Here is a 26,416-nt window from a genome sequence, read left to right on the forward strand (position 1 = left end):
CCCGCCCGGCGTGGCGGCGTTCAGCGCCGGCGCGCGCCGCCCTTGCGGGCCGCAGCCTCGGCCTGGGCCCAGGCCCGCTGCGCGGGAGTCAGTCCGCTCGAGCCGCCGTGGGCCGAGGCGCTCGCATGCGAGCCCGGGGCGGCGCCGCGCCAACCATGCGTGATGGCGAGCGCCGCGGCGTCCGCGGCGTCCGCCGGGCGTGGCGGTGCATCGAGCCTGAGGATCCTGGCCACCATCCGGCCGACGGCGTCCTTGTCCGCCTGCCCGCTCCCGGTCACGGCGGCCTTGACCTCCGTCGGGGTGTGCAGGGCGACCGGGATCCCGCGGCGCGCGGCCGCGGCGATGACGATCCCCGAGGCCTGGGCCGTGCCCATGACGGTGCTGACGTTGAGCTGGCTGAAGACCCGCTCCACCGCGAGCACGTCGGGGCGGTGCCGGTCCAGCCACGCGTCGATGGCCTCCGCGATAACGAGCAGCCGGGCGTCGAGCGCCTGGTCCGGGCCGCTGCCGACGACCGCGACGTCCACGAGCGTCGCGCGCCGGTTGGGCTCGACGTCGACGACGGCCAGGCCGCAGCGCGTCAGGCCCGGGTCGACGCCGGCCACGCGCAGCGCCACGGAGGCTAGTCCTCCTCGAGCTCGGCCATGACCTCGGCCGTGATGTCCGCGTTGGAGTAGACGTTCTGCACGTCGTCGAGCTCCTCGAGCGCGTCGGCGAGCTTGAGGAACTTGCGCGCGGCGTCGGCGTCGAGCTCGACGTGCATCGACGGGACGAACTCGACCTCGTCGGACTCGTACTCGATCCCGGCCTCGTCGAGGCCGGCCACCACGGCGCGCAGGTCCGTGGGCTCGGAGAGCACCTCGAACGCGTCGCCGGACTCCTTGACCTCCTCGGCGCCGGCGTCGAGCACCGCCATGAGGACGTCGTCCTCGGTGAGCTCCTTCTTCGGCAGGCCGACGACGCCCTTGCGTGTGAACAGGTACGCGACGGACCCGGGGTCGGCGACGGTGCCGCCGTTGCGGGTGATGGCCACGCGGACGTCGGACGCCGCACGGTTCTTGTTGTCCGTGAGGCATTCGATCAGCAGGGCGGAGCCCTGGGGGCCGCGCGCCTCGTAGATGATCTCGCTGTAGTCCACGACCTCGCCCGTGAGGCCGGCGCCGCGCTTGATGGCGCGGTCGATGTTGTCGTTGGGCACCGAGGTCTTCTTGGCCTTGGCGACGGCGAGCTCAAGGGCCGGGTTGCCGGCCAGGTCGGCGCCGCCGGCCCGCGCCGCGACCTCGATGTTCTTGATCAGCTTGGCAAAGGCCTTGGCGCGCTTGGCGTCGATCACGGCCTTCTTGTGCTTGGTGGTTGCCCATTTGGAGTGGCCCGACATGCTTACGCTTCTCCTCTGATCATCTGGATGAAAAGCCGGTGGATGCGGCGCTCCCCCGTCACTTCCGGGTGGAAGGAGGTGGCGAGCAGCATCCCCGAACGAACTGCGACAATTCTAGCGACCCGGGGCGCATCCTCCGGCTCGTCCCGTCCGCGTACCTCGACCGAGGCCAGGGCCTCGACCCCGGGACCGGTCGATTCGACCCAGGGCGCCCGGATGAACACGGCGTGCACGGGTTCCGACTCGGCGCCCTCGGCGACGCCCGGCAGCGCGTCCAGGGCGCCGATCCGCAACCGCGTCTCGAACGAGTCGACCTGGCGGCCGAACGCGTTGCGGCGCACCACCATGTCCAGGCCACCGAAGGTCTGCTGCGGCTCGCCGCGCAGGTCGGTGGCCGGGTCGGCGATCGTGTCGGCGAGCAGGATCATCCCGGCGCAGGAACCGTAGACGGGAAAGCCGTCCGCGATGCGCTCGCGCAGCGGACCGGTGATCCCGAAGGCGCGGGCGAGCTTGTCGATCGCGGTGGATTCGCCGCCGGGGATCACGAGGCCGTCGAGGCCGTCGAGTTCGGAGGGCCGGCGCACGGTCGTGACCGCGGCCCCGCCCTCCTCGAGCGCGGCGGCGTGCTCGCGCACGTCTCCCTGCAGGGCCAGGACGCCGATTCTGGGCACGCGTGCTCGCTTTCTCCCGGTGCTCCGGGCGTGGACCGCCGGGGCGGGACGTGGTAGGTGGGGCTGCTCAAGCCTACGGTACGACGCCGGTGTCGGGCTCCCAGCGCCGCGCACCGTGGCGCTCGGCGTCCATCGCGTTGACGGTCGCGGTGGTGCGCGCGAGCGACGCGGCGTCCTCAGCGGGGCTCGTGCATGCGGTGGCGGAGGGCAGCGCGCACCAGCGGTAGGGTGCGCGGGCCATGATGTGAGCCGCCCAGCGGGGCGCGGCGGTCCTCCAGGTGCCGTCCTCGCGCTCGAAGCGGACCGCGACGGTGAGCCCTTCGCGGTTCACGGCGAGGTCCGTGGCGTGCCGGGCCACCGAGTTGCCGAGGCCGTAGGCGATCCAGGTCCCGGCGTGGAGTTCCAGGGGCAGCACGGAGTGCGTGTGGTGGCCGTAGATGAAGTCGAACTCGCCGATCTCGGCCAGGGCCCGGGACACCTGGAGCTGCTGGGCATTGGGCGTGGAGCTGTATTCCTCTCCCGCGTGCAGGCCCGCGACGACGAGCTCGGCCCCCTCCGCCCGGGCCGTGCGCGCCTTGGCCTTGAGGGCCTCGACGTCGATCAGGTCGACCATCCACGGTTGTTCCGCCCGGAGTCCGTTGAGCGAGTACGTGGCCGTGACGAGGCCGATCCGGGTGCCGCCCGCGTCGAGGACGAGCGGCCGTGAGGCGTCGGCGGCGGAGGCGTAGGAGCCCGTGGAGGCGAGCCCGGCGCGGCGCAGTTCGTCGAGCGTGCGGCGCAGGCCCGCCGTCCCGGCGTCGACCGTGTGGTTCGTCTCGGTCGTGCAGGCGTCGTAGCCGGTGGCGGCCAGGGCCGGGACGATCTCGGGAGGGACGTTGAACGCCGGATAGCCGGAATAGGGACCTCCCGGGGCCGCGACGGGGGTTTCGAGCGAGCAGACGGCGAGGTCGGCCGCGGCGAGGAACGGTGCGAGGCCGGCGAGCAGCGGGGCGAAGTCAAGGGCGCCCGGATCCCGCGCATCGGCGGCGGCCTGTTCCCACAGCGCGGGATGCAGCAGCACGTCCCCCGTGACCACGAGGTCCACGCAGCGCTCGGCCGCGCACGGCTCCCGGAGGGCCTCCGCACCGGTGCCCCCGCCGGTCGCCGCGCCCGGCGCGCTCCCGCCCGGAGTACCGCCGGCGGAGGCGGTCTGCCCCGGCCCCGCGCCCTGCCCGGCGCTTCCGCCCGGGCCGGGCCCCGGCGTCGTACTCTGCCGTGGATGTGGTGCGTCGGCGGAGGTTGCGGGAGCCGTGGACTGCGACCCGCCGGGCGGGGATTCCGGCCCGCCGGAGGGGCCCGACCGGGACGCCGGCTGGCACGCGGCCACCGCCAGCACGAGGGCCGCCGCGGCGCAGGCGAGGGCGCGGCGGAGGAACACGGCACGGTGGTCGGGCATGCCTCGAGCATAGGCCGCGCCCGGTTCGCCCCGGAGCGCCACGCCCGTCACCGCGGGCCGATGTGAAAAGGTTGATCCATGGCCAATCCGCTGCTGACCCCCAGCCCCCTGCCGTTCCAGATGCCCGACTTCTCCTCGCTCCAGCCCGCGCACTACGTCGAGGCCGTGGAACGCGGCGCCGCGGAGCAGCTGGCCGAGCTGCGGGACGTCGCCGCCGCGCCCGCGGACGCCGGATTCGAGGGCACCTTCGAGGCGTTCGAGCGCAGCGGTCAGCTCTTGCGCCGCGCGGTCATGGCCTTCTCCAACGTCAAGGCCTCCCACGGGACGCCCGGGATCCTCGAGGCGCACGCCCGGATCCAGGCCGTCCTGACGGCCCACCGCGACGCCGTCCACCTCGACGGGGAGCTCTACGGTCGTCTGGCCGCCGAGGACCTGTCCGGCGTCGACGGGGAACGGGACCGGCTCGCGGCCGAGACGCTGCGCGCCTTCCGCGAGGCGGGCGCGGCCCTCGGCGAGGCGGACAAGGACCGCCTCCGCGCGCTCAACGCCGAGCTCTCGGCCCTGTCGACGCGGTACTCGGAGCTGCTCCTGGACGGCATGAACTCGGCCGCCGTGCACTTCGAGGACGCCGGCGAGCTCGAGGGCCTCGACGACGCCCAGCTGGAGTCCGCGGCGGCCGCCGCCCGCCGGGCGGGGCACGACGGCGGCTATCTCATCACGCTCGTCCTGCCGACCTCGCAGCCTCTGCTGGCCCGCCTCGAGCGGCCGGAGTCCCGGCGGCGCCTCTTCGAGGCCTCGCTCGGCCGCGGGACCGGGGCGCCGGCGGCAGGCGGTGAACGCGCGGTCGACCTCGGCGCGCGGATGGCGGCGCTGCGCGCCGAACGCGCGGGTCTGCTCGGCTTCGCCCACCACGCCGACTACGTCCTCGCCGGCCAGACCGCGCCGTCCGTCGACGCCGTCCTCGAGCGGATGGCCTCCCTCGCCGCACCGGCGATGGCCAACGCCCGCGCCGAGGCCCGGGTGCTCGCCGCGGCGGCGGGGCGCGACGTCGAGCCCTGGGACTGGGCGTATTGGTCCGCCCGCGTGAAGCGGGACGAGTACGCGCTCGACGAGGCGGCGCTGCGACCGTGGTTCGAGCTCGACCGGCTGATCCACGACGGCGTCTTCGAGGCCGCGCGGCGGCTCTACGGGATCGGGTTCACCGAGCGCACCGACCTTCCCGTGTACCACCCGGACGTGCGCGTCTGGGAAGTGGCCGACGCCGACGGGAGCGTGCTCGGGCTCTTCCTCGGCGACTACTTCGCCCGGCCGACGAAGGCCGGCGGCGCGTGGATGAACTCCATCCGCTCCGGGGCCTCCTTCCTCGACGAGCTGCCCGTGGTCACCAACAACCTCAACATCCCGGCGCCCGCGGACGGCGGCCCCGCGCTGCTGGGCCTCGACGAGGCGCGCACGCTCTTCCACGAGTTCGGCCACGCCCTGCACGGGCTCTTCTCGGCGGCCCGGTACCCGTCGCTCGCGGGGACGGCGGTGCCGCGCGACTTCGTGGAATACCCCTCGCAGGTCAACGAGATGTGGCTCTTCCACCCCGGGATCGCCGGTCACTACGCCCGGCACCACGCCACGGGCGAGCCGCTGCCCGAGGGCGTCCTGGAACGGATCGAGGCCGCAGCGCTGTGGGGCGAGGGCTTCGCGACCGCCGAGTACCTGGCCGCGGCCGTCCTGGACCTGGCCTGGCACACGCTCTCCCCCGGCGAGGTCGTGGATGATCCGCTCGCCTTCGAGGACCGGGTCCTGCGCGAGGCCGGCTTCGACCCGGACCTGGTCCCGCCGCGCTACCGGACCGGCTACTTCAAGCACGTCTTCGACGGGGGCTACGCGGCCGGCTACTACTCCTACATCTGGAGCGAGGTGCTCGACGCCGACACCGTGGACTGGTTCACCGAGAACGGCGGGCTGCTGCGCGCCAACGGCGACACCTTCCGGCGCGAGCTCCTCTCCCGCGGCAACACGCGCGATCCGCTCGAGTCCTACCGCGCCTTCCGCGGCCGCGACGCCGACACGGCGCCGCTGCTGGCCCGCCGCGGACTCGACGGCTGATCGTGTGGCCACCCTGGCCGAGGCCCAGTCCGCCTGGGCCGAGTGGCAACGCACGCTCGCCCTCGCCACCGGCGGCCGGGTCTTCACGACGCACGGCTGCAGCTGGGCGTGGCTGCCGGCGCGGCGCCGCGTGGTACTGCTCTATCCGCAGCGCGCCGACGACGCGGGCCTGCGGCCGGGGCTCGCCGAGGCGGGCCGCCTTGGCGCCGAATCGGTCCAGGTCGCCCTCAACGCGGCGGCCGACGATTCCGCCCTGCGCGCCTTCGGCTTCCGCGAGGGACCGCCGATGCTGTGGCACACCGGCTCCTGGCGGGCCGGGCACGGGGCCTGGGGCGGCCGGGCCAGGATCGGCGCGCCGGTGCCGGAGGCGAGCGGTCCGGACGCGCTCGAGCTCCAGGCGGCCACCGCCTGGCAGGACGCCGTGCGCTTCCGGGTCCCGCTGCGCCGCGTCGAACACTCCGTCGCGCGGACCGGGGAGGGCGCCCTCGTGGGGCGCGCCTTCGGGCAGCTGACCGCCGCTGGCGACGTGTCCGTCCAGGGGCTCGCCGTGGCGGCCTCGTACCGGCGGCGCGGGGTCGGCTCCTCGCTCGTGCGGAGCCTCGTCGACTCCCTCGGCGGCCACGACGTCGTCGCCGGCTCGGGTCCGGGGGCCGGTGCGTTCCTCACGGCCGGCGGGCTGCAGCTCATCGGCCGCGGGCGCCGCCTGCACCTGCCGCTGCCCCGCCGGGGCGGCTGAACCCGGTCCCTTGCCCCCGGGCGCCGCGGGCCGGAAGCCGGCGATACCCAGACGGCGAGACGAAGACGCCCCGCGGACCAGGGTCCACGGGGCGTCCTGCCTGTCTGCGGGGTGCCCGCTACCAGCCGCGCTCGGCCAGGCGGTGCGGGGCCGGAAGGTCCGCGACGTTGATGCCGACCATCGCCTCGCCGAGTCCGCGGGAGACCTCGGCGACGACCTTCGGGTCGTCGTGGAAGGTCGTGGCCTTGACGATGGCGGCTGCGCGCTCGGCCGGGTTGCCGGACTTGAAGATGCCGGAGCCGACGAACACGCCGTCCGCGCCCAGCTGCATCATCATGGCCGCGTCGGCCGGGGTGGCGACGCCGCCGGCGACGAAGAGCACGACGGGCAGCTTGCCGGTCTCGGCGATCTCGGCGACGAGCTCGTAGGGTGCCTGCAGCTCCTTGGCCGCGACGTAGAGCTCGTCCTTGGTCATCGAGCGCAGCACGTTGATCTCGCTCGTGATCTTGCGGATGTGCTTGGTGGCCTCCGAGACGTCGCCCGTGCCGGCCTCTCCCTTGGACCGGATCATCGCGGCGCCCTCGTTGATGCGGCGCAGCGCCTCGCCGAGGTTGGTGGCACCGCACACGAACGGAACGGTGTAGCCCCACTTGTCGATGTGGTTGACGTAGTCGGCCGGCGAGAGGACCTCGGACTCGTCGATGTAGTCGACGCCGAGTTCCTGGAGCACCTGCGCCTCGACGAAGTGCCCGATGCGGGCCTTGGCCATGACCGGGATCGAGACGGCCTCGATGATGGAGTCGATCATGTCGGGATCCGACATGCGGGAGACGCCGCCCTGGGCGCGGATGTCGGCGGGCACGCGCTCGAGGGCCATGACGGCGACGGCACCGGCGTCCTCGGCGATGCGCGCCTGCTCGGCGGTGACGACGTCCATGATGACGCCGCCCTTGAGCATCTCGGCCATGCCGCGCTTCACCCGCGAGCTGCCGGTCACGGAAGGCTGCGCCGGGGTGCTTTCATTGCTGGACACAAAGAGTCCTTTCAATGGTTGGAGAGGGTACGTTCCATCCTAAGCCACCGTGGCCGGTGTCACCGGCCTCCTGCCGGGCGGCGTGACGCATGGTGAAGCGCGTTGCGACGACCCCGGACGGGATGCGGCTCAGCCAGCCGGCCAGGCCGCGGCCAGCTGCTCCCACACGTCGGCGAGCGTCGCGGGGATCGCCTTGGTCTGGGCGATGATCGGGAAGAAGTTCCCGTCGCCGCTCCAGCGCGGCACGACGTGCTGGTGCAGGTGGGCCGCAATGCCGGCGCCCCCGGAGACGCCCTGGTTCATGCCGAGGTTGAAGCCGGACGGCCCGGCGGTCGCCCGCAGGACGCGCATGGCCTCCTGCGTCAACGCGCCGAGCTCCGCCGTCTCCTCGACGGTGAGGTCCGTGTAGTCGGGCACGTGCCGGTAGGGGCAGACCAGCAGGTGACCCGAGTTGTAGGGGAAGAGGTTGAGGATGACGTAGGCCGTCCGCCCCCGGTGCACGATCAGGGACTCCTCGTCGCCGCGCTCCGGACCGCGGCAGAACGGGCAGTCGTCCTCGCCGGTGACCTGGTCCTGCCCACGCTTGATGTAGGCCATGCGGTAGGGGGTCCAGAGGCGCTGGAAGGCGTCCGGCACCCCGGCGAGCTCGTAGTCGTCGACCTCCGGACCCCCGCCCACCTCAGCTCCTCCGCTCGCGGACCGCCGTGACGATCCGCTCGATGGCCTCGTCGACGGGGATGCCGTTGTCCTGGCTGCCGTCGCGGTAGCGGAAGGAGACGGCCCCCGCCTCGGCGTCCTCGCCGCCGGCGATGAGGACGAACGGGACCTTCTCCTTGGACGCGTTGCGGATCTTCTTCGGGAAGCGGTCGCTCGAGTGGTCGACCTCGGCCCGGATGCCCTGGGCCTTGAGCCGGTCGACGACGTCGAACAGGTAGTCGTTGAAGGCCTCGGCGACGGGGATCGCGAGGACCTGGACCGGCGCGAGCCACGCCGGGAAGGCGCCGGCGTAGTGCTCGGTGAGCACGCCCATGAAGCGCTCCACCGAGCCGAAGAGGGCGCGGTGGATCATGACGGGGCGCTGGCGTGTGCCGTCGGCGGCCTGGTACTCGAGCTCGAAGCGCTCGGGCAGGTTGAAGTCCAGCTGGATCGTGGACATCTGCCACGTGCGCCCGATCGCGTCGCGGGCCTGCACGGAGATCTTCGGACCGTAGAACGCGGCGCCGCCCGGATCCGGGACCAGTTCGAGCCCGGAGTCGGTCGCGACCTCCTCGAGGGTGCGGGTCGCCTCCTCCCAGGCGGCGTCCTCGCCGACGTACTTCTCCGGGTCCTTGGTGGAGAGCTCCAGGTAGAAGTCGTCGAGTCCGTAGTCCTTGAGCAGGTCCAGGACGAACTTCAGCGTCCCGGTCAGCTCGTCCTTCATCTGCTCGCGGGTGCAGTAGATGTGGGCGTCGTCCTGGGTCATGCCGCGCACGCGCGTCAGCCCGTGCACGACGCCGGACTTCTCGTAGCGGTACACGGAGCCGAACTCGAACATCCGCAGGGGCAGCTCGCGGTAGGAGCGCCCGCGCTGGCGGAAGATCAGGTTGTGCATGGGGCAGTTCATCGGCTTGAGGTAGTAGTCCTGGCCGGGCTTGAGCACCTCGCCGCTCTCGGGATCGCGGGTCTCGTCGATGTGGATCGCCGGGAACATGCCGTCCTTGTACCAGTCAAGGTGGCCGGAGACCTCGTAGAGGTGCCCCTTGGTGATGTGCGGCGTGTAGACGAACTCGTAGCCGGCCTCCGTGTGCCGCTGGCGGGAGTAGTCCTCCATGGCCTTGCGGATGATCCCGCCCTTCGGGTGGAAGACGGGCAGGCCGGAGCCGAGCTCGTCCGGGAAGGAGAAGAGGTCCAGCTCGGAGCCGAGCTTGCGGTGGTCGCGGCGCTCGGCCTCGGCGAGGCGCTCCTGATGGGCCTTGAGCTCTTCCTTGGTGGGCCAGGCCGTGCCGTAGATGCGCTGGAGCTGCTTGTTCTTCTCGCTGCCGAGCCAGTAGGCGGCGGCGGAGCGGGTCAGGGCGAACGCGTTGGAGATCAGCTTGGTGTTGGGCAGGTGGGGCCCGCGGCAGAGGTCGCACCAGACGGCGTCGCCGCTCTTGCGGTCGACGTTGTCGTAGATCGTGATCTCGCCGGCGCCGACCTCGACGTTCACGCCCTCGCCGGCCTCGTCCGCCTCGGAGGCCTTGTCCAGCAGGACCAGCTTGTACGGCTCGTCGGCCATGGCCGCGCGGGCCTCGTCCTCGGTGACGACGCGGCGGACGAACTTCTGGTTCTGGTTGACGATCTTGAGCATCATCTTCTCGAGGGTCTTCAGGTCCTCGGGCGTGAAGGGCTCGGCGACGTCGAAGTCGAAGTAGAAGCCGTCGGTGATGTAGGGGCCGATGCCGAGCTTCGCGTCGGGGCGCAGCTGCTGGACGGCCTGGGCCATGACGTGGGCGGTGGAGTGGCGCAGGACGTCGAGGCCGTCCGGGGAGCCGATCTCGACGGCCTCGACCACCGTGCCGTTCTCGAGGGGGCGGTCCAGGTCACGCAGCACGCCGTCGACGCGCATGACGACGACGGAGCGGTTCTCGAAGTACAGTTCGGCACCCGTGGTCCCGGCAGTCACCTCGCGCTGTTCGCCGTCGACGGTGAGGGTGATCTGCTCTGACACTTCGGTCTCCTTGTGTTGGTGTTCGGCTTCATGACTTGTGGCGTACGGGGACCACAGCCAGCCAGGGTCCAGCTTAACGGACGGCGTGGTCGGGCCGGGAATCCGGTTCCCCCGTGCGGGGTACGACGCCGGATCCCGGCTTCCGGCCCTCCCTGACGGTGGGGTTCGGCTCCTCCGGGCGGCAGCGGGTAGGCCGTCCCGGGCTCACCGGCCGGCGGGGAGCCGGTTGTCCAGGCCCTCGGCCTCCATCCGGACGGCGAGCGCGGCCCCGCGGAGCGCGCCGGGCGTCCCGTCGGCCGTCCGGGCCCGGGGGTGTCCGGTGCCCACCGGTGCCGGCACGCCGGCGGCCGCTGCCCGGCCGGGGGGTGGCTGCGGTCGGGCGCGTCCGGGGTCCGCCAGGTGTCCCGGGCCGGGCAGGGCGTCCCGCACGGAGAGGTCCCAGGCCTGCAGGGCCTGCAGGCTGATCCCCCGCGGCCCGGTGCGGCGGGTGATGCCGTGGACCAGCAGGAGCCGCGTGGCGAACAGGAGCGGCCCCGAGTTCTCCTGCGCGTCGTGGAAGAAGGTGCAGTCGACGCAGCCCGTGCCGTCGTCGAGGCTGATGAACACCACGCGGCGGCCGCCGCGCATCGGCGGGGTCTGCGTGGCGACCCTGACCCCGGCGACCAGGACCTCGGTGCCGTTGCGCAGACCGAGCAGCTCCGCGGCGGGCGTGGTCCCGAGCTCGGCCAGCAGGGGCGCGTGGCTGTCCATGAGGTGGCCGCTGACGTCGAGGGCCATGAGGTCCAGCTCGGTGCGGACGGTTTCCTCGGCGGTGGGCGCGGGCTCGAGGGCGCGCAGCGCCGAGAGCTCGAGGTCGGGCAGCGGCAGGGCGAGCTGGCCCGGGAGCTGGCGGCGCCGGACGCCCGGCCGGCGCGCCGCGGCCTCCCGGAGGTGCCGGACCAGGTCGGAACGGTTGCCCGGGCCGCTTCGGCGCTGGAGCTCGTCGAAGGCGCCGAGGGCCGCGAGCCGCTCGAGGGAGGAACGGGTGAGCCCCGCCCGGTCCCGGACGTCGGCGAGCGAGGCGTAGGGCTGCCCGGCCACCGTGCGCCGGACCTCGGTCGCGGACATGCCGTAGATCCCGGACAGGCTCAGCCGGATGCCCAGGCGTCCACCGGGCGGGCCGTCCTTCCCGGCGTCCACGCGCTCCACCCGGTATTCCGCGCAGCTGCGGTTGATGTCCAGCGGCAGGATGGGAATGCCCATCCTGCGGGCCTCGGCCACGAGCAGCCTCTTGGGGTACATCCCGGGGTCGTGCTCCCACAGCCCGGCGAGGAAGGCCTCCGGGTGGTGCGTCTTGAGCCAGGCCGATTGGTAGGTGGGCACCGCGAACGCCGCCCCGTGGGCCTTGCAGAAGCCGAAGCTGCCGAAGGCCTTGAGCGTCTCCCAGACCTCGTCGACGACGGCGAGCGGGTACCCCCGGGCCGTCGCGTGGCTGCGGAAGAACGCCTCGACGGCTGGCTCCTGCGTCTCGCTGCCCAGCAGGCGGCGCAGGACGTCGGCCTTCGCGAGGCTGCAGCCGGTCATCGTGGCGAAGGTGCGCAGCACCTGTTCATGGAACACGGTCACCCCGTGCGTCTCGGCGAGCGCGGGCACGAGGTCGGGGTGCGGGTAGCGCTCCCGGGCGAAGCCGTGCCGGTTCTCCAGGTAGGGCTTGACCATGTTGGACTTCATCGGCCCCGGCCGGAACAGGGAGATGTCGATGATGAGGTCGTTGAACTCGCGCGGGGCGAGCTTGCCGATGAGCTCGCGCTGGCCGGGCGACTCGATCTGGAAGCAGCCCAGGGTGTGGGTGCTGCGGATGAGCTCGAACGTGGGCTCATCGTCGAGGGGGACCCTCTCGAGATCGATCCGCCCGTCCCCGTGGAGGAAGGGCGGCAGGGAACCGTCCGTCCCGAGCGGGTGCCGCCCGGCGGCCGCCACCGCGTCGCCGCTTCCGTGGATGCGCACGACCTCCCGCAGCGCGAACGACATCGCGCTCTGCATCCGCACGCCGAGGACGTCGAGCTTGAGCATCCCCATGGGGTCCATGTCGTGCTTGTCGAACTGGCTCATCGGCAGGCCGAGCCCGCTCGGCTGGACCGGGGTGCGGTCCAGCAGCCCGGAGTCGCCGAGGATCACGCCGCACGGGTGCATCGAGATGTGCCGGGGCAGCCGGTCCAGGCGCTCGGTGAGATCCACGAGCAGGTCCAGCTGGCGCTCGGAACCGACCCGCTCGGCGAAGCCGCGCAGTTCCGGCTTCTCGGCGAGCGCGGCGCGGAACCCGGAGGCGGAGAACCGCCACAGCTGCTTGGCGATGTCGTCGATCTCGGCGTTCTCGAACCCCAGCACGAGCCCGGCGTCGCGCACCGCGCCGCGGGCCCGGTAGCCGTTCTGCATGCTCATCAGGGTCACGCGTTCGCGCCCGAAGCGCTCGAAGATCCGCCGGTAGACCGCGTGCCGTTCCGCGCTCTCGACGTCGATGTCGATGTCGGGAAGGGTCGAGCGGTCCAGGGAGAGGAAGCGCTCGAAGAGCAGATCGTGGGCCAGGGGGTTCACGTGGCTGACGCCGAGCAGGTAGTTGACCAGGCTCGAGGCCCCGGACCCGCGGGCGGCGGCGCGGACGCCCATCGCGGCGATCATCGAGGAGACCTCGGCCACCGTGAGGAAGTAGGAGCAGAAGCCGAGCGAGGCGATGGTGTCCAGCTCCGTCGCGAGGCGCCCGCGCAGCCGGGTGTCCCCGCCGTCGGGGAACAGCCGCGTGATGCCGGCCTCGCAGCGCGCGGCGAGCTCGCGCGCGGGGTCCCCCGTGATGCCGATGACGCGGGCCTCGGGGACCACGGGGATCCCCCAGCCGGCGTCGCCCACGGGGTCCATGCGGCAGTGGTCGGCCAGCCGGGCGGTCTCCGCGAGCAGCTCGGCCGCGAGCCCGGCGCCGCCTCCGGCCTCGCGGGCCACCTCGCCGGCCAGCCGGTGCATCTGGGCCGGTTCCTTGAGCCAGCCCTGGCCGTTGGGCTGGAGGTCGTCGAGGGCCTCGAGCGTGCTCAGCGCCCGGGCGGCGTCGAGCACGTCGGCGGTGGCCGCCCCGTCGGGCTCCGCGTAGCGCACCGCGTTGCCCAGCACGGCCGGGACGCCGCAGTCCCGGGCGGCGCGGACCATGCGGACGGCGTGCGCCGTGCTGAGCCTGGCGCCGGGGCGGTTCACGTGGGTGACGGCCTCCACGGCGAGCGCGCCGGGGGGCAGGACCGCCCGCCAGCGCTCCAGCAGCTGCCGCGCCTGCCCGTAGCCGCGGCGCAGGCAGGCCTGGCCGACGTCGGACTGCGGACCCAGGAGGACCGTCAGCGCCGCCCCGGCCCGCGGGTCCTGAGCCCCTCCCGCCCGATCCGCTCCGGCGTCGCCGACCGGTCCGGCGGCCCAGCGGGCCAGCTCCCCGGGCGTGACCCCGACGGGCCGGGAGGCGCCGCGCCCGCCCGAGGTGGTCCCGGCGTGGGCCGCCGAGACGAGCCGGCACAACGCGGTGTAGCCCGCGCCGCCGTCGTTCCCACGGGCCAGGACGACGACGCGCCCCGCGCCGGGTCCGAGCACGGCGAGGTCGACGCCGACGACCGGGTCGATCCCGTGGCGGAGGCAGGCCTTGAAGTGCTTGGGGATCCCGTACAGGCCGTCGCGGTCGGTGCAGGCCAGGGCGTCCGCCCCGGCCGCGGCGGCCGCGCGGACGAGCTCGTCCGGCCAGGAGACCCCGTAGCGGGCGCTGAAGGCGGAGGAGACGTGCAGGTGGGTGAAGCTCACGCGCTCTCTTTCAACGCATCGTGGATCATGACCAGGCGCCAGCGCCCGGTCTCGGCGTGGCGGGAGAGGTCGAAGGTGCGCAGCGGCCCCCGCCCCGCCAGCCGCGCCTGGATCCGCCACATCTCGTGGTCCACCAGCCCCGGCCCGCGGCCGCGTTCGGCGCGCAGCTCCTCGGCCCACCACTTGCGGCGCTCGAACCAGCGCAGCGGCTCGGCGGCCACGAGGTACTCGCGCCCTTCCCAGCGCAGCCGCAGCGGCAGGCCGGACGTGGTGCAGTCGACGTCGATGGATCGGGTGAACAGGCCCATCCGGGAAACCTCCTGGGACCAGGCGCCGGTTGTGAGCCCCGGCACGAGGGGGTGAGGGAAGTTTGCGCTTCGGGAAGCGGAAGCGGTCACTCCATTGTATTCGAATCTATGTTCGATGCAATCGAGCGTAGGGGACGCTTCCGACACTTCGGCATCACCGGTACCGTCGGGGCATGGATACTCCGCCAGAGGCACCCGCCGCTCCCCCGTTGGTCACCGCGATCACGCTCGGCGTCCGCGACGTCGGGGCCTCCCGCGCGTTCTACGTCGAGGGGCTCGGTTTCGAGGAGGCGGGCCACGTGCCCGGTGAGATCGCGTTCGTCCGCTCGGGGCACGGGCAGGTGCTCGCCCTGTGGAACGTGGCGAGCATGCCCTCGGAGTACGGGGACGTCGGACACGGAGCCCAGGCCCCGCCGGTCTCCCTGGGCCACAACGCCGCCAGCGCCGATGCGGTCCGGGCCCACTACGAGCGCGCCCTGGCCGCGGGAGCCCGGCCCGTGACGCCGCCGGAGACGCGGTCCTGGGGAGGAACGAGCGCCTGCGTGGCCGACCCGGACGGCTTCCGCTGGGACTTCGTGCACAATCCCGCGTTCACCGTCGACGAGACCGGACGGGTGCGCCTCGAAGCCGACGGCTGAACCGAGGGGCGGCTAGGTGGTCGGCTCGAGCGGCTCGAGCAGTTCGGGCCCGTCGTTGCGGACGTTGCCTACGGCCGGGCCGACCTCGTCGAGCCGCCAGCCGGACGCCACGCCGTAGGCCCCGCCGCGCACCGCGTCCACGAGGGCCGGGGCGTCCCGGTTCCCGGGGTCCAGCCAGTCGCCCAGGACGTCCCGGCGCAGCGGGATCGGCAACCGGTCGTGCAGCTCCGCGAGCCCGCGCAGCACCGGCTCCTCCGCGTCCGCGGGCGGCGCCGCCGTCGTCAGGATGGAGGTCGACAGCAGCCAGCGGCCGGGATCGTCCTCCGCCTTGGCGGGGTCTTTCCACCACTCGTAGAGGCCGGCGAAGTAGATGAGCGAGCCGTCCCGGGGCCTCACGTAGTGGGGGCGCTTGGCACGGCTCCCACCGGCAGGGGCCTTCCACTCGTAGTAGCCCTCGGCGGGGACGGCGCAGCGGCGGGACTTCACCGCGGAGCGGAACGTGGGCTTCTCCGCCACCGTCTCGCTGCGGGCGTTGAAGGCCCGGACGCCGACCTTCGGGTCCTTGGCCCATCCCGGCACGAGCCCCCACGAGGCCACGTGGATCTGCCGCACGGGCGAGGATTTGACGAGGCGCTCCAGCACGATCGGCACGTCGGTGGTCGGGGCGATGTTCCAGGAGCGGCGCAGCTCGAGCGCCGCGTCCGCCTCCGCCTCGGCGTCGGCGACCAGGTCTCCGATGGCCCGCGCCATCACGTAGCGTCCACACATGGAATAAGCGTCTCACGGCCCGGGTTGTGCTGGACATGACTGCAGCGAACCTCCAGGACTACGTCCCCGCCGAAGGCACCGTCACCCTGTTCACGACCTCCTGGTGCGGCTACTGCCGCAACCTGAAGAAGGCCATGGACGCCGACGGGATCGCCTACCGGGAAGTCAACATCGAGGAGGTGCCGGGGACCGCGGAGCTCGTCGAGGCCTTCAACGACGGGAACCAGACGGTGCCGACCCTCGTCTTCGCTGACGGGACCGCCGCAACAAACCCCCGCATCGCCGAGGTACGCGAGCGCCTCTGAGTCGGCTGTGATTGGATGAAGGGGACCTGCCGCCCGGCGGCGGGTCCCCTGTTCGTCCACCGTTCCCAACCGATGTGAGGTTGTTCCCATGCCACAGCAGGTCAAGGCCGTCGTCGCCCGCGAGAAGGACGCGCCGGTCGTCATCGAGACCATCACGGTCCCCGATCCGGGCCCGGGAGAGGCCGTCGTCGACATCCTCACGTGCGGGGTCTGCCACACCGACCTGCACTACAAGCAGGGCGGCATCGGCGACGAGTACCCCTACCTGCTGGGCCACGAGGCGACCGGCGTCGTCTCCGAGATCGGCGAGGGCGTCACGGAGATCGCGGTCGGGGACCGCGTGATCCTGAACTGGCGGGCCGTGTGCGGCCAGTGCCGCGCGTGCGCCAAGGGGCAGCCGCAGTACTGCTTCGACACCGCCAACGCCACGCAGAAGATGACGCTCGCCGACGGAACCGAGCTCTCCCCCGCGCTGGGCATCGGTGCCTTCGCCGAGAAGACCCTCGTCGCCGCCGGGCAGTGCACCAAGGTCGACGAGGACGTCGACCCCGCCGCCGTGGGGCTCCTCGGCTGCGGCGTGATGGCGGGCATCGGCGCCGCGATCAACACCGGCGAGGTCAAGCGCGGCGAGTCCGTGGCCGTGATCGGCTGCGGCGGCGTCGGCATCGCGGCGATCGCCGGGGCCAAGCTCGCCGGGGCGACCACGATCATCGCCGTGGACATCGACCCGGCCAAGATCGAGCTCGCCCGGTCCCTCGGCGCCACGCACGGCGTGAACTCCCGCGAAGAGGACCCCGTCGAGGCCATCCGCGCGCTCACCGGCGGCTTCGGCGCCGACGTCGTGATCGAGGCCGTCGGCCGCCCGGAGACCTACGAGCAGGCGTTCTACGCCCGCGACCTCGCCGGCCGCGTGGTCCTCGTCGGCGTCCCCACCCCGCAGATGCGGCTCGAGCTGCCCCTCCTGGACGTCTTCGGCCGTGGCGGCTCCCTGAAGTCCTCCTGGTACGGCGACTGCCTGCCCTCCCGCGACTTCCCCATGCTCGTCGAGCAGTACAAGCTCGGCCGGCTCGACCTCGACGCGTTCGTCTCCGAGCGGATCGGACTGGACCAGATCGAGGAGGCCTTCGAGAAGATGCACGGCGGCAAGGTCCTGCGCTCCGTGGTGGAGCTCTGAGATGGGCGCCAGCATCGAACAGCTGACCACCTCCGGCACCTTTTCCCTCGACGGGGGCACGTGGGAGGTGGAGAACAACGTCTGGATCGTCGGCGACGACACCGAGGTGTTCGTCATCGACCCCGCCCACGACCCCGCGGCCATCGCCCGGGCCGTCGGGGACCGCGGGGTCAAGGCCGTGCTGCTGACCCACGGCCACGACGACCACATCCGCCGCGCCCGCGACTTCGCCGCCCTCGTTCACGCCCCGGTCTACCTGAACCCGGACGACCAGATGCTGTGGGAGGCGCTCTTCCCCGGGTCCACGCCCGACGGGGAGATCGTCGACGGGCAGTCCTTCGAGGTCGCCGGCACGGTCCTGACCGCCCTGCACACCCCGGGCCACTCCCCCGGATCGACGTGCTTCCACGCGCCCGGGCTCGGCGTCCTCTTCAGCGGGGACACCCTGTTCAACGGGGGCCCCGGCGCCACGGGACGCTCCTACAGCGACTTCCCGACCATCATCGAATCCATCCGGCAGCGGCTCCTGGTCCTGCCCGGGGAGACCGTGGTCAACACCGGCCACGGGGACTCGACGACGATCGGCGCCGAGGCCCCGCACCTCGAGGAGTGGATCGCCCGGGGCCACTGACCCCCGGGGCGCCTACGGCCGCACGAGCACGGCTTCGCGGGCGTAGGCGCCCAGCAGCGCCGCCTCGACGTCCGCCACCGTCACGCCGGGCACGAGGTCCTCGACCGCGCCGGCCGTGGCCGGATCGAGCGGGAGGCCCATGGCGGCGTAGACGTCGGCGGTCACGGCGCGCAGCGGCGCGGAGTCCTGGACGACGAACACGGAGGCGAAGAGCCACGCGCCGGAGACGACCCGCTGGGCCGTGCCGACGAGCTTGACCGGTACATCAGACGTGGAGCCGGGACCGGGCCGCCCGTGGACGCTGAACTCCCCGGGGCAGTACTCCCCCGGCAGCTCCCCGACGCCGGCATCGACCCCCAGCCCCCGCAGGGCGTCTGCGTACAGCTCCCCGAGGGCGCGGAAGCGGTGCTGGTGCCCCTCCATGGCCCGCGGCGACGGTTCCACGTGGTCCACGATCAGCGTCCCCGGGTGGTAGGCCGCGGCGCGGCCCCCGGCCTTCCGCACGAGCGGCGCGAATCCGTGCGCGGAGGCGGCGGCAGCGGCGGCGTCGTACCCCGGCAGGCGCACGTCGCGCTGGCCGAACGCCAGGCTCGCCGAGGGCCGGTACAGGCGCAGGGTCGCGGGCCGCTCCCCGTCCCGCACCCGGTGCAGCAGCTCGATGCCGGCCATCAGGTCGGCGGCCGGGTCCGGGCCGGCCCCGGCACGCTCGACGTGCAGCGGCACGTCGATGCCGGGACTCCAGAGGCTCATGCCCTCGATTCTAGGACGGCGGCCGGCGCGGTGGATAATGGTGCGGTGCCCCACGACCTCCCCGCCCTGATCCTCCTCGGCGGCTCGTCCGGCGCCGGCAAGTCCTACCTCGCCGAGCGGCACGGGCGGCCGCACGTCGTCCTCGACAACTTCTACCGCGAGCTGGCCGAGCACACGCCCGACGCGCCCCTGCCCGTGACCCCCTACGGCGAGGTCGACTGGGACGATCCGGGCACGTGGAACCGCGACGCCGCCGTGGACTCGATGATGGAGCTGCTCGAGTCCGGCCAGACGCAGGTGCCCGACTACTCGATCTCCACCTCGAGCTATAACGGCTACACGACCGTGTCCCTCGACGGCGGGCCGGTCGTGGCGGAGGGGATCTTCGTGGACCAGGTCCTCGCGCCGCTGCGCGCCCTGGGCGTGGAGCCGCTCGCCGTGTACATCGACGTCGCCCCCGTGGTGACCGCCGTGCGCCGCTTCGTGCGGGACGTGCGCGAGCGGCGCAAGCCCGTGCCGTTCCTGCTCAAGCGCGGCTGGGCGCTGTTCCGCGCCGAGGGGGCGCTGCGCCGCCGCTACGTCGACGCCGGCTTCACGCCGCTGCGCAAGCGCCGCGTCAAGGCGCTGCTCGCGGGCCGCTAGCGCGGCTCAGCGGCCGGGCATCGGGCGCACGGTGAGGATCTGCTCGCTGCGCCCGAACGGCCCCTCGACGTCGTGCAGCACGGACGAGGTCAGCCCGATCCCGTCGCTGCCGTAGCTCTGCTGCGCCTGCAGCCCCAGCCACTCGCCGACGGGCGCGCGGTGCATGTGGACCTGCAGGTCCACGTTGGGGAACATCCACGAGGCCGGGCCGGGCTCGACGCGCGGCGCGACCCCGTTCGCGGTGTCCACGAGCCCCAGGAGGCGCACGAGCGGCGTCGTCTCGACGCCGGCGACCATCGGGTGCGGCGTCCGCAGCCACACGACCCCCTTGCCGGGCCGGTGGCCGGGCTCGACCCGGAAGTCGAGCTGGGAGATGTATCCCCCGGGCCACGGGGACATGCCGTCCCACGCGGGCAGCCGCTCGGGATGGGCGACGGAGGAGTCCTCGACGGCCGCGACCGGGGCGCTGTCGAGCGTCTTCAGGCGCCACGCGCGGGCGACGATGCTCGTGCGGCCCTGGCAGAGCATCTCGGCCTCGATCAGCTCGATCGTCCGGCCCGGACGGATCATGCGGGTGCGGACCTCGAACTCGCCTCCGTGGATGATGCCGTGGATGTCGAGGGAGACGCGGGCCATGCGCATGTCCGGGCGCGGCTCGAACAGCTCGAGCTCGTGGGCCAGGACGCCCGTCGCCGGGGCCATGTGCTGTTCGTGGGGGTTCCAGGCGCCCTGGGCGTGCACGGTGGAGCGGTAGCGGCCGCTGCCGAGGGGCTCGTAGAAGAAGCCGCCCGTGGCGAGCTCCTGTCCGGTCCCGAGTCCGGGCGCCTGCTGGGTCATGGCCGGTTCCTTTCGCCGCGGCCGCCCGCGGCGGCCTCCTCCGGCCAGCCTAGGCACAGGGGACGTCCGGAGCGAAACCGGGCGGGCGCGCTCAGCCCGGGTCCCGCTCCAGGGGTACGACGCCGATGCCTCCGTCGGCGCGCAGGCTCACCAGAGCGGCGGGGGCGTCGAGGCCGGACAGGGCGGCGAGGACCTCCCCCGGGCCGTGAAGTCGGGACAGCGGGGCGGCCGTGGCCGGCTCCCCCGCCCCGGCGCCGGGCACGTCGCCGGTCGAATCCTCCCGCCCGGGCGACGGATCCGGCGCAGCCCGCCACAGCGAGACCTTTCGCTCGCCCCCGGCGCGCAGCGCCTCGGCGAGCGGTCCGGCGTCGTACCCTGCCAGCAACAGGACGTGGCCGACGCGCGGCCCCGCACCCGGCGGTTCGGGCGGGAGCGGCGCCCGCGCGGCGAGGACGGCGCGGTCGCGGCGCCAGACGGCGAAGTGGTAGCCGGCGACGAGGGCGGTGGCCGCGAGCAGGCCCAGCGGGGCCCGAACGCGCTCCACGAGGCCCGTGCCGGCCACACCGCCGAGCAGGAACTCGAAGAGCCGGTAGCCGACGACGAGCAGCGTCACGAGGGCCGTGACCGCGCTCAGGCCGAACACGGCGACGAGGTAGACGCGGCGCCCGTCGGGGTCCTCGGCCCGCACGGTGCGCCAGGCGAGCCACCAGACGGGGCCGCCGACGGCGAGGGCGCTGACGCCGGCCAGGAGCAGGGTCAGGGATCCGCCGGGTCCCGCGAGCGGCGCGCCCGCCGTGGACAGCAGCGCGTTGACGACGATCCCGAGCCCCGTGGCGGCCCCCGCGAGGGCTGCCCCGCAGACCACGAGCAGGCCCGCCCGGCGGGTCGGGGCCGCCCGCAGGGCCAGGATCGGGCGGTGGTACGCCCACACGAGTCCGCCCGTCAGCGCGGCGGCGGCCGCGAGCGGCACGGGCGCGAGCACCACGGACCCGGTCGTGGTGCGGTCCGCGAGCAGGCGCAGGAGCACGAACAGGATGGTCCCCGCGCCGCCGAGGGCCGCGAGGACGGCGGCCAGGACGCCCACGAGGACGAGGGCGACGTCGGCGAACCCGCCGGAGAGCGAACGGGCGCCGCGGCGGAACCAGTGCCACCACCAGATGACGGCGCCGCCGGCGAGCCAGACGAGGGCCTCGACGGCGGTGGACCACCACGGGCGGCCGAGGACGAACTGCCCGGCGCCCCGCAGCGCGGTCTCGAAGAGCGCCTCGAGCAGGCGGGCCGCGTTCACGGCGCCCACGACGAGGCCGAACAGCGCCCCGAACACCATCGGCAACGTGGCCAGCAGCAGCGGCCCCTTGGCCGGGTGGCCCCACATCCGCAGGTGCCACCACCAGACGCCGCCCCAGACGAGGGCCGCGGCCACCCCGGAGGCCCAGCCGCCCGTGCTACCCGTGACGGCGGAGGCGGCGGTGCCGAGGAGTGAGGACGCGGCGACGGCGAGGGACAGGGTCATGACGGCCGCGAGGTAGAGCCCCCAGCCGAGCGAGGCCCGTTCGACGGGATCCGCGGCCCGGCGCCAGACGGCGGCGCCCAGGATCGCGGCGAGCGGGCCGCCGATGAGGGTGAAGGCCATCCAGAGCGCGAGGCCGGCCGCGCCGTCGCCGGCCAGGGTGTTCCGCGCGTCCAGGAGCCGCCCCAACAGGCCCGTCAAGCCGGAGGCCGCCACGATGACGAGGACGAGCAGGAGGAGGAACACCACGAGCCGGCGGACCGCCCCCTGGATGGAGCCGGCCGGACCGCCCGCCGACGCCGGCGCCCGCGTGCTCACTCCGACTCCGCCGGTTCGGGGCAGACCGAGAGCTCCCAGGGGGCCGAGGTGATGAGCCACGCGTCGCCCTCGCGGACCAGCGTGAACACGGCCTCGTAGCTGTACTCGGAGGCGCCGAAGAGCCCCCCGCCGGAGGTCGTGCTCAGGTCCACGGTGACGTCGGCCGAGGTGGCGCGCTCGCGGGTGGAGACGAGGGCGACGCGTGTCCCGTCCGGGACGATCCCGGCCCCGTCGACGCCACAGCCCTCCGTGGCCGAGGGGGCCAGGAGGGCTGCCGCGGTGGGGGTGTCGCCGTCGAGGACGGCCTCGGCGTAGAGCTGGACGGTGCCGGCCGGGGTGGCCGGGTCCATCCGGGGTGCGCCGCCCCTCGTGAGGACGGCGGCGAGGGCGACCGCGACGAGGGCCGCGGTCACGGCGAGGACGACCCAGAGGGTGCGGTCCGGAGTGCGTGCGCGTGGAAGCATGAGGTCAGTATGGACCCACGGCGCGCGCGGGACTAGAACTCCCGGTCCTTCCCCGAGGGGCTGGCTGGCGGTCTCGCCGCTCGGGATCCCGCGCTCGCCTGGCCCACCCTGCGATGAGGCCTGCGAAGCACGGCAGTGGCGCGGCAGGGGCCGCGCCACGTTGCAGCGCGACGCTCAGGAATCCATGCCGAACCACCGATTGGCGGCAGAACGCATGCCTTCGGTGAGGCTGAAGTACGGCCGGGGGGTGCCACCCGATTCGAGGACCTTCGGCTCGAGGTAGTCCCTGAGCTTCCAGACGGTCACCGGCTCCACGCCGGGGTGCATGTCGAGCACACGTTCCAGCTCCCCCGGTGCCAGACCGAGCTCCCCGTGGACCATGGCCGGCGTGAGCCCCGCACGGCCGTAGTTGTCGTGAAGTTCATCGCTCGTGCGGCGGCATTGAGCAGGGTTGAGGGACACCAGATCCTCCCGGATGTCGTCGTCTGGCGGGCATCGACCAGGGATTCGAGTGTAGCCCGCGCGTTCGGTCCCAGTCCGAGCACGGTCGGCATCGCACGCACAGGAGGCCCGGAACCGCAGGAATGCTGCGACTCCGGGCCTCCTCGTCAGCCCCTCAGAGGCCGGTGTGAGATTCCAGCCGACCTGGCAATTTCCAATCTAGTTGTCCCCCGATTTCACGCGGATCTGGGTCGGCAGCCATCCGACTGAATTTCCAAACTAGTTGGCAACGTTTCCGGAGCCTCACACGAGGCTAACCGCTTGTAGCGCCGCGTTCCCGTGGGACGAGCATAGCCAGAGTCAAGCGCCGTTCGCCCGATGCACGATCCCTGTGTCATGCCAGGCGGACGCGAGATACTCCGCGGCGAGAGGCCGATGACAACGATCAGGAGAGGCCTCTGAGCAGAGGAGCACTGTCTCGTTGAAGTCAGCAGCGCTGAGCACAGCTTCGACCTGGCGACCTTCCAAGAGGCGCGCGTGCTCAGCGGCGTATTGCTCCCACGACACAGCCCTGTGCTGGTAGTCACATAGCGCTGGCTCTGTCGGGGTGAGGAGCAACTCCTGCCGATAATGCATGTCGCAAATCTCACTGAGGAAGAACTCGAGGTCGTCTCGCTTCGCGAATCCTGCGAGCTACGAACGGTTCCGCAGTCGTATGTCAACAAGAGCCGTCGCGATGCTGCCGGAGAGCAGACCGAAGAACTCGCGCGTCTTCTTCTTCGGTAAACCGCCGCATCATCTTGCCTCCCACGGTCGATGAACCTGCTTACCGCGAGACCCGCTTGTTACAGTTCTGAAATGGATCACCTTTCCTCAGTGTCCACCCACGTCCAGCCCGATGTCCGGGTGCGTGGTGCCCGCGAACACAACCTCAAGGACGTCGATCTCACGGTTCCGCGTGACGCGATGGTTGTGTTCACGGGAGTGTCCGGATCCGGGAAGTCCTCCTTGGCTTTCGGCACGTTGTATGCGGAGTCGCAGCGGCGCTACTTGGAGTCAGTTGCCCCGTACGCGCGCCGACTGATCGACCAGGCGGGTGTCCCCGACGTCGATTCCATCACCGGGATGCCGCCCGCAGTCGCCTTGCAGCAGCAGCGCGGAGGGCGCAGCGCGCGCTCCTCTGTAGGCAGCATCACCACGATGTCGAGTGTGGTTCGGATGCTCTATTCGCGAGCCGGTGAATACCCAGATGGTCAGCCGATGCTCTACGCCGAGGACTTCTCCGCGAACACCGTGCAGGGCGCGTGCCCCGAGTGCCACGGCATCGGCAGAGTGTACGCGGTGACCGAGGAGCGGATGGTGCCCGATCCCTCACTCACCATCCGGGAGCGCGCCATCGCATCGTGGCCGACCGCCTGGCACGGCCACCAGTTGCGGGACGTGCTCGTCGCGCTCGGCTACGACGTCGACGTACCGTGGAAGGATCTGCCGAAGAAGGATCGGGACTGGATCCTCTATACCGACGAGACCCCCTTCGTTCCCGTCCACTCTCGACTCACGCTCGCCGAGGCGCGCCGGGCAATCCGAGCAGGAATCGAACCGAGCTACTCGGGCACCTTCGTAGGCGCGCGGCGGTACGTGCTCGACACTTTCGCGAACACGAAGAGCGCGTCGATGAAGCGCCGCGTAGCCCAGTTCATGAGCGCGGCGGTCTGCCCGGTGTGCCATGGGAAGCGGCTCAAACCCGAAGCACTGACGGTGACGTTCGAAGGACTCGATATCGCGGACTTCTCAGCCTTGCCACTGCGTGAATTGGCTGAGCTCCTCGAGTCCGTCGTCGCCGAGTCTGACCGCGAGGGCGAGACCTCCGGCGCCGTGGTAGACGTCGCGACTAGACGTGAAGCCGTCGAGCAGCGCGTTGCTCCTGGCGGCTCCGCGCACTCCGCTGCGCCGGATGTCCGTCGCAGACCGAATCAGTCTGTCGAGAAGCGCGCCGCGGCAGCCCGCCTGGGCGCAGAATTGCTGGACCGCCTGCGCCCCATCATCGATCTCGGACTCGGTTACCTCTCGCTAGGTCGCACTACGCCGACACTGTCCGGAGGGGAGCTACAACGACTTCGACTCGCCACGCAGCTCACGTCGGAACTGTTCGGTGTTGTCTACGTCCTCGACGAACCGTCAGCCGGTCTCCATCCGCACGACGTCACCGCGCTGCTGGGTATCCTCGACGGACTGAAGGAGCGCGGCAACAGCCTCTTCGTCGTGGAGCATTCCGTCGACGTCATGCGGCACGCGGACTGGCTGGTCGACATCGGCCCCGGAGCCGGGGAACGCGGCGGGCGCGTGATCTACAGCGGACCCACGGACGGGCTCGCGGAGGTCGACGAGTCGGTGACGCGCGGATACATCTTCGGGGGCAGCGGCCTTCCACCGCACCAGCCCCGTGCCGCCCACGACTGGTTGCGGCTGGAGCACGTCACCCGCAACAACCTGCGGGACGTATCTGTCGCGCTACCGCTCGGAACGCTCACGGCTGTCACTGGCGTGTCAGGGTCGGGGAAGTCCAGCCTTGTCAGTCAAGTCCTGCCTGCCCTCATCGGCGCCAGGCAAGGAGACGCCCCTCGCGTCGAGGAGGAAAGCGCTGAGGCAGACGCCCTGCTCCTCACTGACGAGTCCGATGAACTCGGAGGGTCGGTCGAGGGCGATCTCACGACCGTCCGGCGTGTGGTGAGCATCGACCAGAAACCCATCGGCCGCACGCCCCGCTCCAACGTCGCGACCTACACAGGACTCTTCGATCATGTGCGGCGCCGGTTCGCCGAGACGCCGGAAGCTCGGACACGCGGATACAAGCCCGGTCGGTTCTCCTTCAATGTCGCAGGCGGCCGTTGCCCGACCTGTGAGGGTGAAGGCTCCGTGATGGTCGAGCTGCTCTTCCTGCCCTCGGTCTACACCGTGTGTCCCGACTGCCATGGCACCCGCTATCAATCGACCACCCTGGAGATCACCTGGCGAGGGCGCAACATCGCGGAAATTCTCGCGATGAGCGTCGAAGAGGCTCACGAGTTCTTCGCCGGCGAGTACGACGTGATGCGCTCCCTCACCTCGCTGGTCGATGTCGGGCTCGGTTATCTGCGCTTGGGACAGCCGGCCACAGAGCTCTCCGGTGGGGAGGCGCAGCGTGTGAAGCTGGCCACCGAACTGCAACGAGCGCAGCGCGGCGACACTCTGTACGTGCTCGATGAGCCGACCTCCGGATTGCACTGTGCCGACGCAGACCGTCTAGTTACCCACCTTCAGACTCTCGTGGATGCAGGCAACACGGTCGTGATGGTGGAACTCGACATGCGAGTGGTCAGCGCAGCCGACTACGTCATCGATCTCGGGCCGGGGGCCGGTGACAACGGCGGCACAGTGGTCGCGTCCGGAACGCCAGCAGAGGTCGCCGCGTCGAGAAACAGCGCTTCAGCACCGTATCTCGCCGCCGCCCTCGCCGAGGCCGCGACGCTGACGTCAGGGGCATAAGTAGTGCCCATTAGCGTGGTGTACGACCGGCCCGCTGGGCGTGGCGTCCTAACGTAAGGCGGCCATCGCGTGATTCTTGGAAAGACCGACCAAAGTCTCTTCTCAAGGAGTTTCCACGCGATGACCGCACCCCATGTTATCGATCCTGCCCGCTTCCTGTCCGAGCAGCTCGCCCAGGCCTCCCCGGACCTGATGCGCCAGATGCTGAGCACGTTCATCAACGCGCTGATGAGCGCCGAGGCCGACGCGGTCTGCGGCGCCG

The 26,416-nt window shown here is 72.2% G+C and carries 24 protein-coding genes and 1 pseudogene; 9 read left to right on the forward strand and 16 right to left on the reverse strand.

The genetic code is table 11. The features are described 5' to 3' along the window. Positions 1-20 precede the first annotated feature (20 nt). The 4 genes from ruvC to ACQ3I4_RS03155 all read right to left on the reverse strand — a co-directional run bounded on the left by ruvC (position 21) and on the right by ACQ3I4_RS03155 (position 3,484). Positions 21-617, reverse strand: a complete 597-nt coding sequence (gene ruvC, locus ACQ3I4_RS03140) for a crossover junction endodeoxyribonuclease RuvC (protein WP_430632775.1) — start codon at positions 615-617, stop codon at positions 21-23. Positions 618-622: 5 nt separating this feature from the next. Next, the gene (locus ACQ3I4_RS03145) at positions 623-1,378 is read right to left on the reverse strand and encodes a YebC/PmpR family DNA-binding transcriptional regulator (RefSeq protein WP_329861338.1); all 756 of its coding nucleotides are present in this window, start codon (positions 1,376-1,378) and stop codon (positions 623-625) included. A 2-nt stretch (positions 1,379-1,380) separates the two neighbouring features. Continuing rightward, positions 1,381-2,049, reverse strand: coding sequence for a pyridoxal 5'-phosphate synthase glutaminase subunit PdxT (pdxT, locus tag ACQ3I4_RS03150; RefSeq protein WP_329861337.1), 669 nt, complete (start codon positions 2,047-2,049; stop codon positions 1,381-1,383). A gap of 73 nt (positions 2,050-2,122) precedes the next feature. Then, positions 2,123-3,484, reverse strand: coding sequence for a CapA family protein (locus ACQ3I4_RS03155; protein ID WP_430632776.1), 1,362 nt, complete (start codon positions 3,482-3,484; stop codon positions 2,123-2,125). 78 nt (positions 3,485-3,562) lie between these two features. Here ACQ3I4_RS03155 and ACQ3I4_RS03160 point away from each other — a divergent pair, with 78 nt between their 5' ends. Together ACQ3I4_RS03160 and ACQ3I4_RS03165 are read left to right on the forward strand one after the other, a co-directional pair. Beyond that, on the forward strand, positions 3,563-5,584 hold the full coding sequence (locus tag ACQ3I4_RS03160; RefSeq protein ID WP_430632777.1) for a M3 family metallopeptidase: 2,022 nt from the start codon (positions 3,563-3,565) through the stop codon (positions 5,582-5,584). A 4-nt stretch (positions 5,585-5,588) separates the two neighbouring features. Continuing rightward, positions 5,589-6,320, forward strand: coding sequence for a GNAT family N-acetyltransferase (locus tag ACQ3I4_RS03165; RefSeq protein ID WP_430632778.1), 732 nt, complete (start codon positions 5,589-5,591; stop codon positions 6,318-6,320). Between the two features lie 118 nt (positions 6,321-6,438). On the opposite strand, the gene pdxS is transcribed toward ACQ3I4_RS03165, so the two are convergent. The 5 genes from pdxS to ACQ3I4_RS03190 all read right to left on the reverse strand — a co-directional run bounded on the left by pdxS (position 6,439) and on the right by ACQ3I4_RS03190 (position 14,151). Beyond that, complete coding sequence (pdxS, locus tag ACQ3I4_RS03170) at positions 6,439-7,353, reverse strand: pyridoxal 5'-phosphate synthase lyase subunit PdxS (protein WP_329861333.1); 915 nt, start codon at positions 7,351-7,353, stop codon at positions 6,439-6,441. 129 nt (positions 7,354-7,482) lie between these two features. Continuing rightward, positions 7,483-8,031 carry an HIT family protein gene (locus ACQ3I4_RS03175; RefSeq protein WP_329861332.1) on the reverse strand — a complete coding sequence of 183 codons (549 nt, stop codon included), beginning with the start codon at positions 8,029-8,031 and terminating at the stop codon, positions 7,483-7,485. Position 8,032: 1 nt separating this feature from the next. Further along, positions 8,033-10,039: a threonine--tRNA ligase gene (gene thrS, locus ACQ3I4_RS03180; RefSeq protein WP_329861330.1), complete on the reverse strand. Its 2,007-nt coding sequence runs from the start codon at positions 10,037-10,039 to the stop codon at positions 8,033-8,035. 204 nt (positions 10,040-10,243) lie between these two features. Continuing rightward, positions 10,244-13,843, reverse strand: coding sequence for a DNA polymerase III subunit alpha (locus ACQ3I4_RS03185; RefSeq protein ID WP_329861329.1), 3,600 nt, complete (start codon positions 13,841-13,843; stop codon positions 10,244-10,246). Continuing rightward, on the reverse strand, positions 13,840-14,151 hold the full coding sequence (locus ACQ3I4_RS03190) for a DUF6504 family protein (RefSeq protein WP_329861328.1): 312 nt from the start codon (positions 14,149-14,151) through the stop codon (positions 13,840-13,842). The genes ACQ3I4_RS03185 and ACQ3I4_RS03190 overlap by 4 nt, the downstream gene beginning before the upstream one ends. A 173-nt stretch (positions 14,152-14,324) precedes the next feature. On the opposite strand from ACQ3I4_RS03190, the gene ACQ3I4_RS03195 reads away from it, so the two are divergent. Then, entirely contained in the window at positions 14,325-14,789 is a 465-nt protein-coding gene (locus ACQ3I4_RS03195) for a VOC family protein (protein ID WP_430632779.1), read from the forward strand. Between the two features lie 12 nt (positions 14,790-14,801). Here ACQ3I4_RS03195 and ACQ3I4_RS03200 read toward each other — a convergent pair whose 3' ends face one another. Beyond that, entirely contained in the window at positions 14,802-15,557 is a 756-nt protein-coding gene (locus ACQ3I4_RS03200) for an SOS response-associated peptidase (protein WP_329861326.1), read from the reverse strand. A gap of 35 nt (positions 15,558-15,592) precedes the next feature. Between ACQ3I4_RS03200 and ACQ3I4_RS03205 the strand changes: the two genes are divergently transcribed. From ACQ3I4_RS03205 to ACQ3I4_RS03215, 3 genes are all read left to right on the forward strand, one after another. Beyond that, positions 15,593-15,862, forward strand: a complete 270-nt coding sequence (locus ACQ3I4_RS03205; RefSeq protein WP_329861324.1) for a glutaredoxin domain-containing protein — start codon at positions 15,593-15,595, stop codon at positions 15,860-15,862. An 88-nt stretch (positions 15,863-15,950) separates the two neighbouring features. Further along, positions 15,951-17,036: an S-(hydroxymethyl)mycothiol dehydrogenase gene (locus tag ACQ3I4_RS03210; RefSeq protein WP_329861323.1), complete on the forward strand. Its 1,086-nt coding sequence runs from the start codon at positions 15,951-15,953 to the stop codon at positions 17,034-17,036. A gap of 1 nt (position 17,037) precedes the next feature. Next, the gene (locus tag ACQ3I4_RS03215) at positions 17,038-17,667 is read left to right on the forward strand and encodes an MBL fold metallo-hydrolase (protein ID WP_430632780.1); all 630 of its coding nucleotides are present in this window, start codon (positions 17,038-17,040) and stop codon (positions 17,665-17,667) included. 12 nt (positions 17,668-17,679) lie between these two features. Here ACQ3I4_RS03215 and ACQ3I4_RS03220 read toward each other — a convergent pair whose 3' ends face one another. Further along, positions 17,680-18,417: a lipoate--protein ligase family protein gene (locus tag ACQ3I4_RS03220; RefSeq protein WP_430632781.1), complete on the reverse strand. Its 738-nt coding sequence runs from the start codon at positions 18,415-18,417 to the stop codon at positions 17,680-17,682. A 45-nt stretch (positions 18,418-18,462) separates the two neighbouring features. On the opposite strand from ACQ3I4_RS03220, the gene ACQ3I4_RS03225 reads away from it, so the two are divergent. Continuing rightward, positions 18,463-19,059, forward strand: a complete 597-nt coding sequence (locus ACQ3I4_RS03225) for a uridine kinase family protein (RefSeq protein ID WP_329861320.1) — start codon at positions 18,463-18,465, stop codon at positions 19,057-19,059. A 6-nt stretch (positions 19,060-19,065) separates the two neighbouring features. Here the strand turns inward: ACQ3I4_RS03225 and ACQ3I4_RS03230 are convergent, their stop codons facing one another. From ACQ3I4_RS03230 to ACQ3I4_RS03250, 5 genes and pseudogenes are all read right to left on the reverse strand, one after another. Next, the gene (locus ACQ3I4_RS03230) at positions 19,066-19,896 is read right to left on the reverse strand and encodes a thioesterase family protein (RefSeq protein ID WP_329861318.1); all 831 of its coding nucleotides are present in this window, start codon (positions 19,894-19,896) and stop codon (positions 19,066-19,068) included. 91 nt (positions 19,897-19,987) lie between these two features. Continuing rightward, a complete protein-coding gene (locus ACQ3I4_RS03235; RefSeq protein WP_430632782.1) occupies positions 19,988-21,724 on the reverse strand; it encodes a DUF5671 domain-containing protein in 1,737 nt (578 codons plus the stop codon). After that, positions 21,721-22,188: a hypothetical protein gene (locus ACQ3I4_RS03240; protein WP_430632783.1), complete on the reverse strand. Its 468-nt coding sequence runs from the start codon at positions 22,186-22,188 to the stop codon at positions 21,721-21,723. Before ACQ3I4_RS03240 ends, ACQ3I4_RS03235 begins: the two co-directional genes overlap by 4 nt. A gap of 174 nt (positions 22,189-22,362) precedes the next feature. Continuing rightward, positions 22,363-22,650 carry a DUF2316 family protein gene (locus ACQ3I4_RS03245; protein WP_430632784.1) on the reverse strand — a complete coding sequence of 96 codons (288 nt, stop codon included), beginning with the start codon at positions 22,648-22,650 and terminating at the stop codon, positions 22,363-22,365. Between the two features lie 339 nt (positions 22,651-22,989). Continuing rightward, positions 22,990-23,298, reverse strand: a pseudogene (locus tag ACQ3I4_RS03250) (DUF488 family protein); the annotation flags it as partial. 456 nt (positions 23,299-23,754) lie between these two features. On the opposite strand from ACQ3I4_RS03250, the gene ACQ3I4_RS03255 reads away from it, so the two are divergent. Both ACQ3I4_RS03255 and ACQ3I4_RS03260 read left to right on the forward strand, forming a co-directional pair. Next, positions 23,755-26,154 carry an excinuclease ABC subunit A gene (locus ACQ3I4_RS03255; protein ID WP_430632799.1) on the forward strand — a complete coding sequence of 800 codons (2,400 nt, stop codon included), beginning with the start codon at positions 23,755-23,757 and terminating at the stop codon, positions 26,152-26,154. 120 nt (positions 26,155-26,274) lie between these two features. Beyond that, positions 26,275-26,416, forward strand: a 142-nt coding sequence (locus ACQ3I4_RS03260; protein ID WP_430632800.1) for a transposase, incomplete at its 3' end; no start/stop codon positions are given.

Origin of the sequence: Zafaria sp. Z1313, assembly GCF_050563205.1 — a bacterium.
Lineage (GTDB): Bacteria > Actinomycetota > Actinomycetes > Actinomycetales > Micrococcaceae > JAZDCJ01.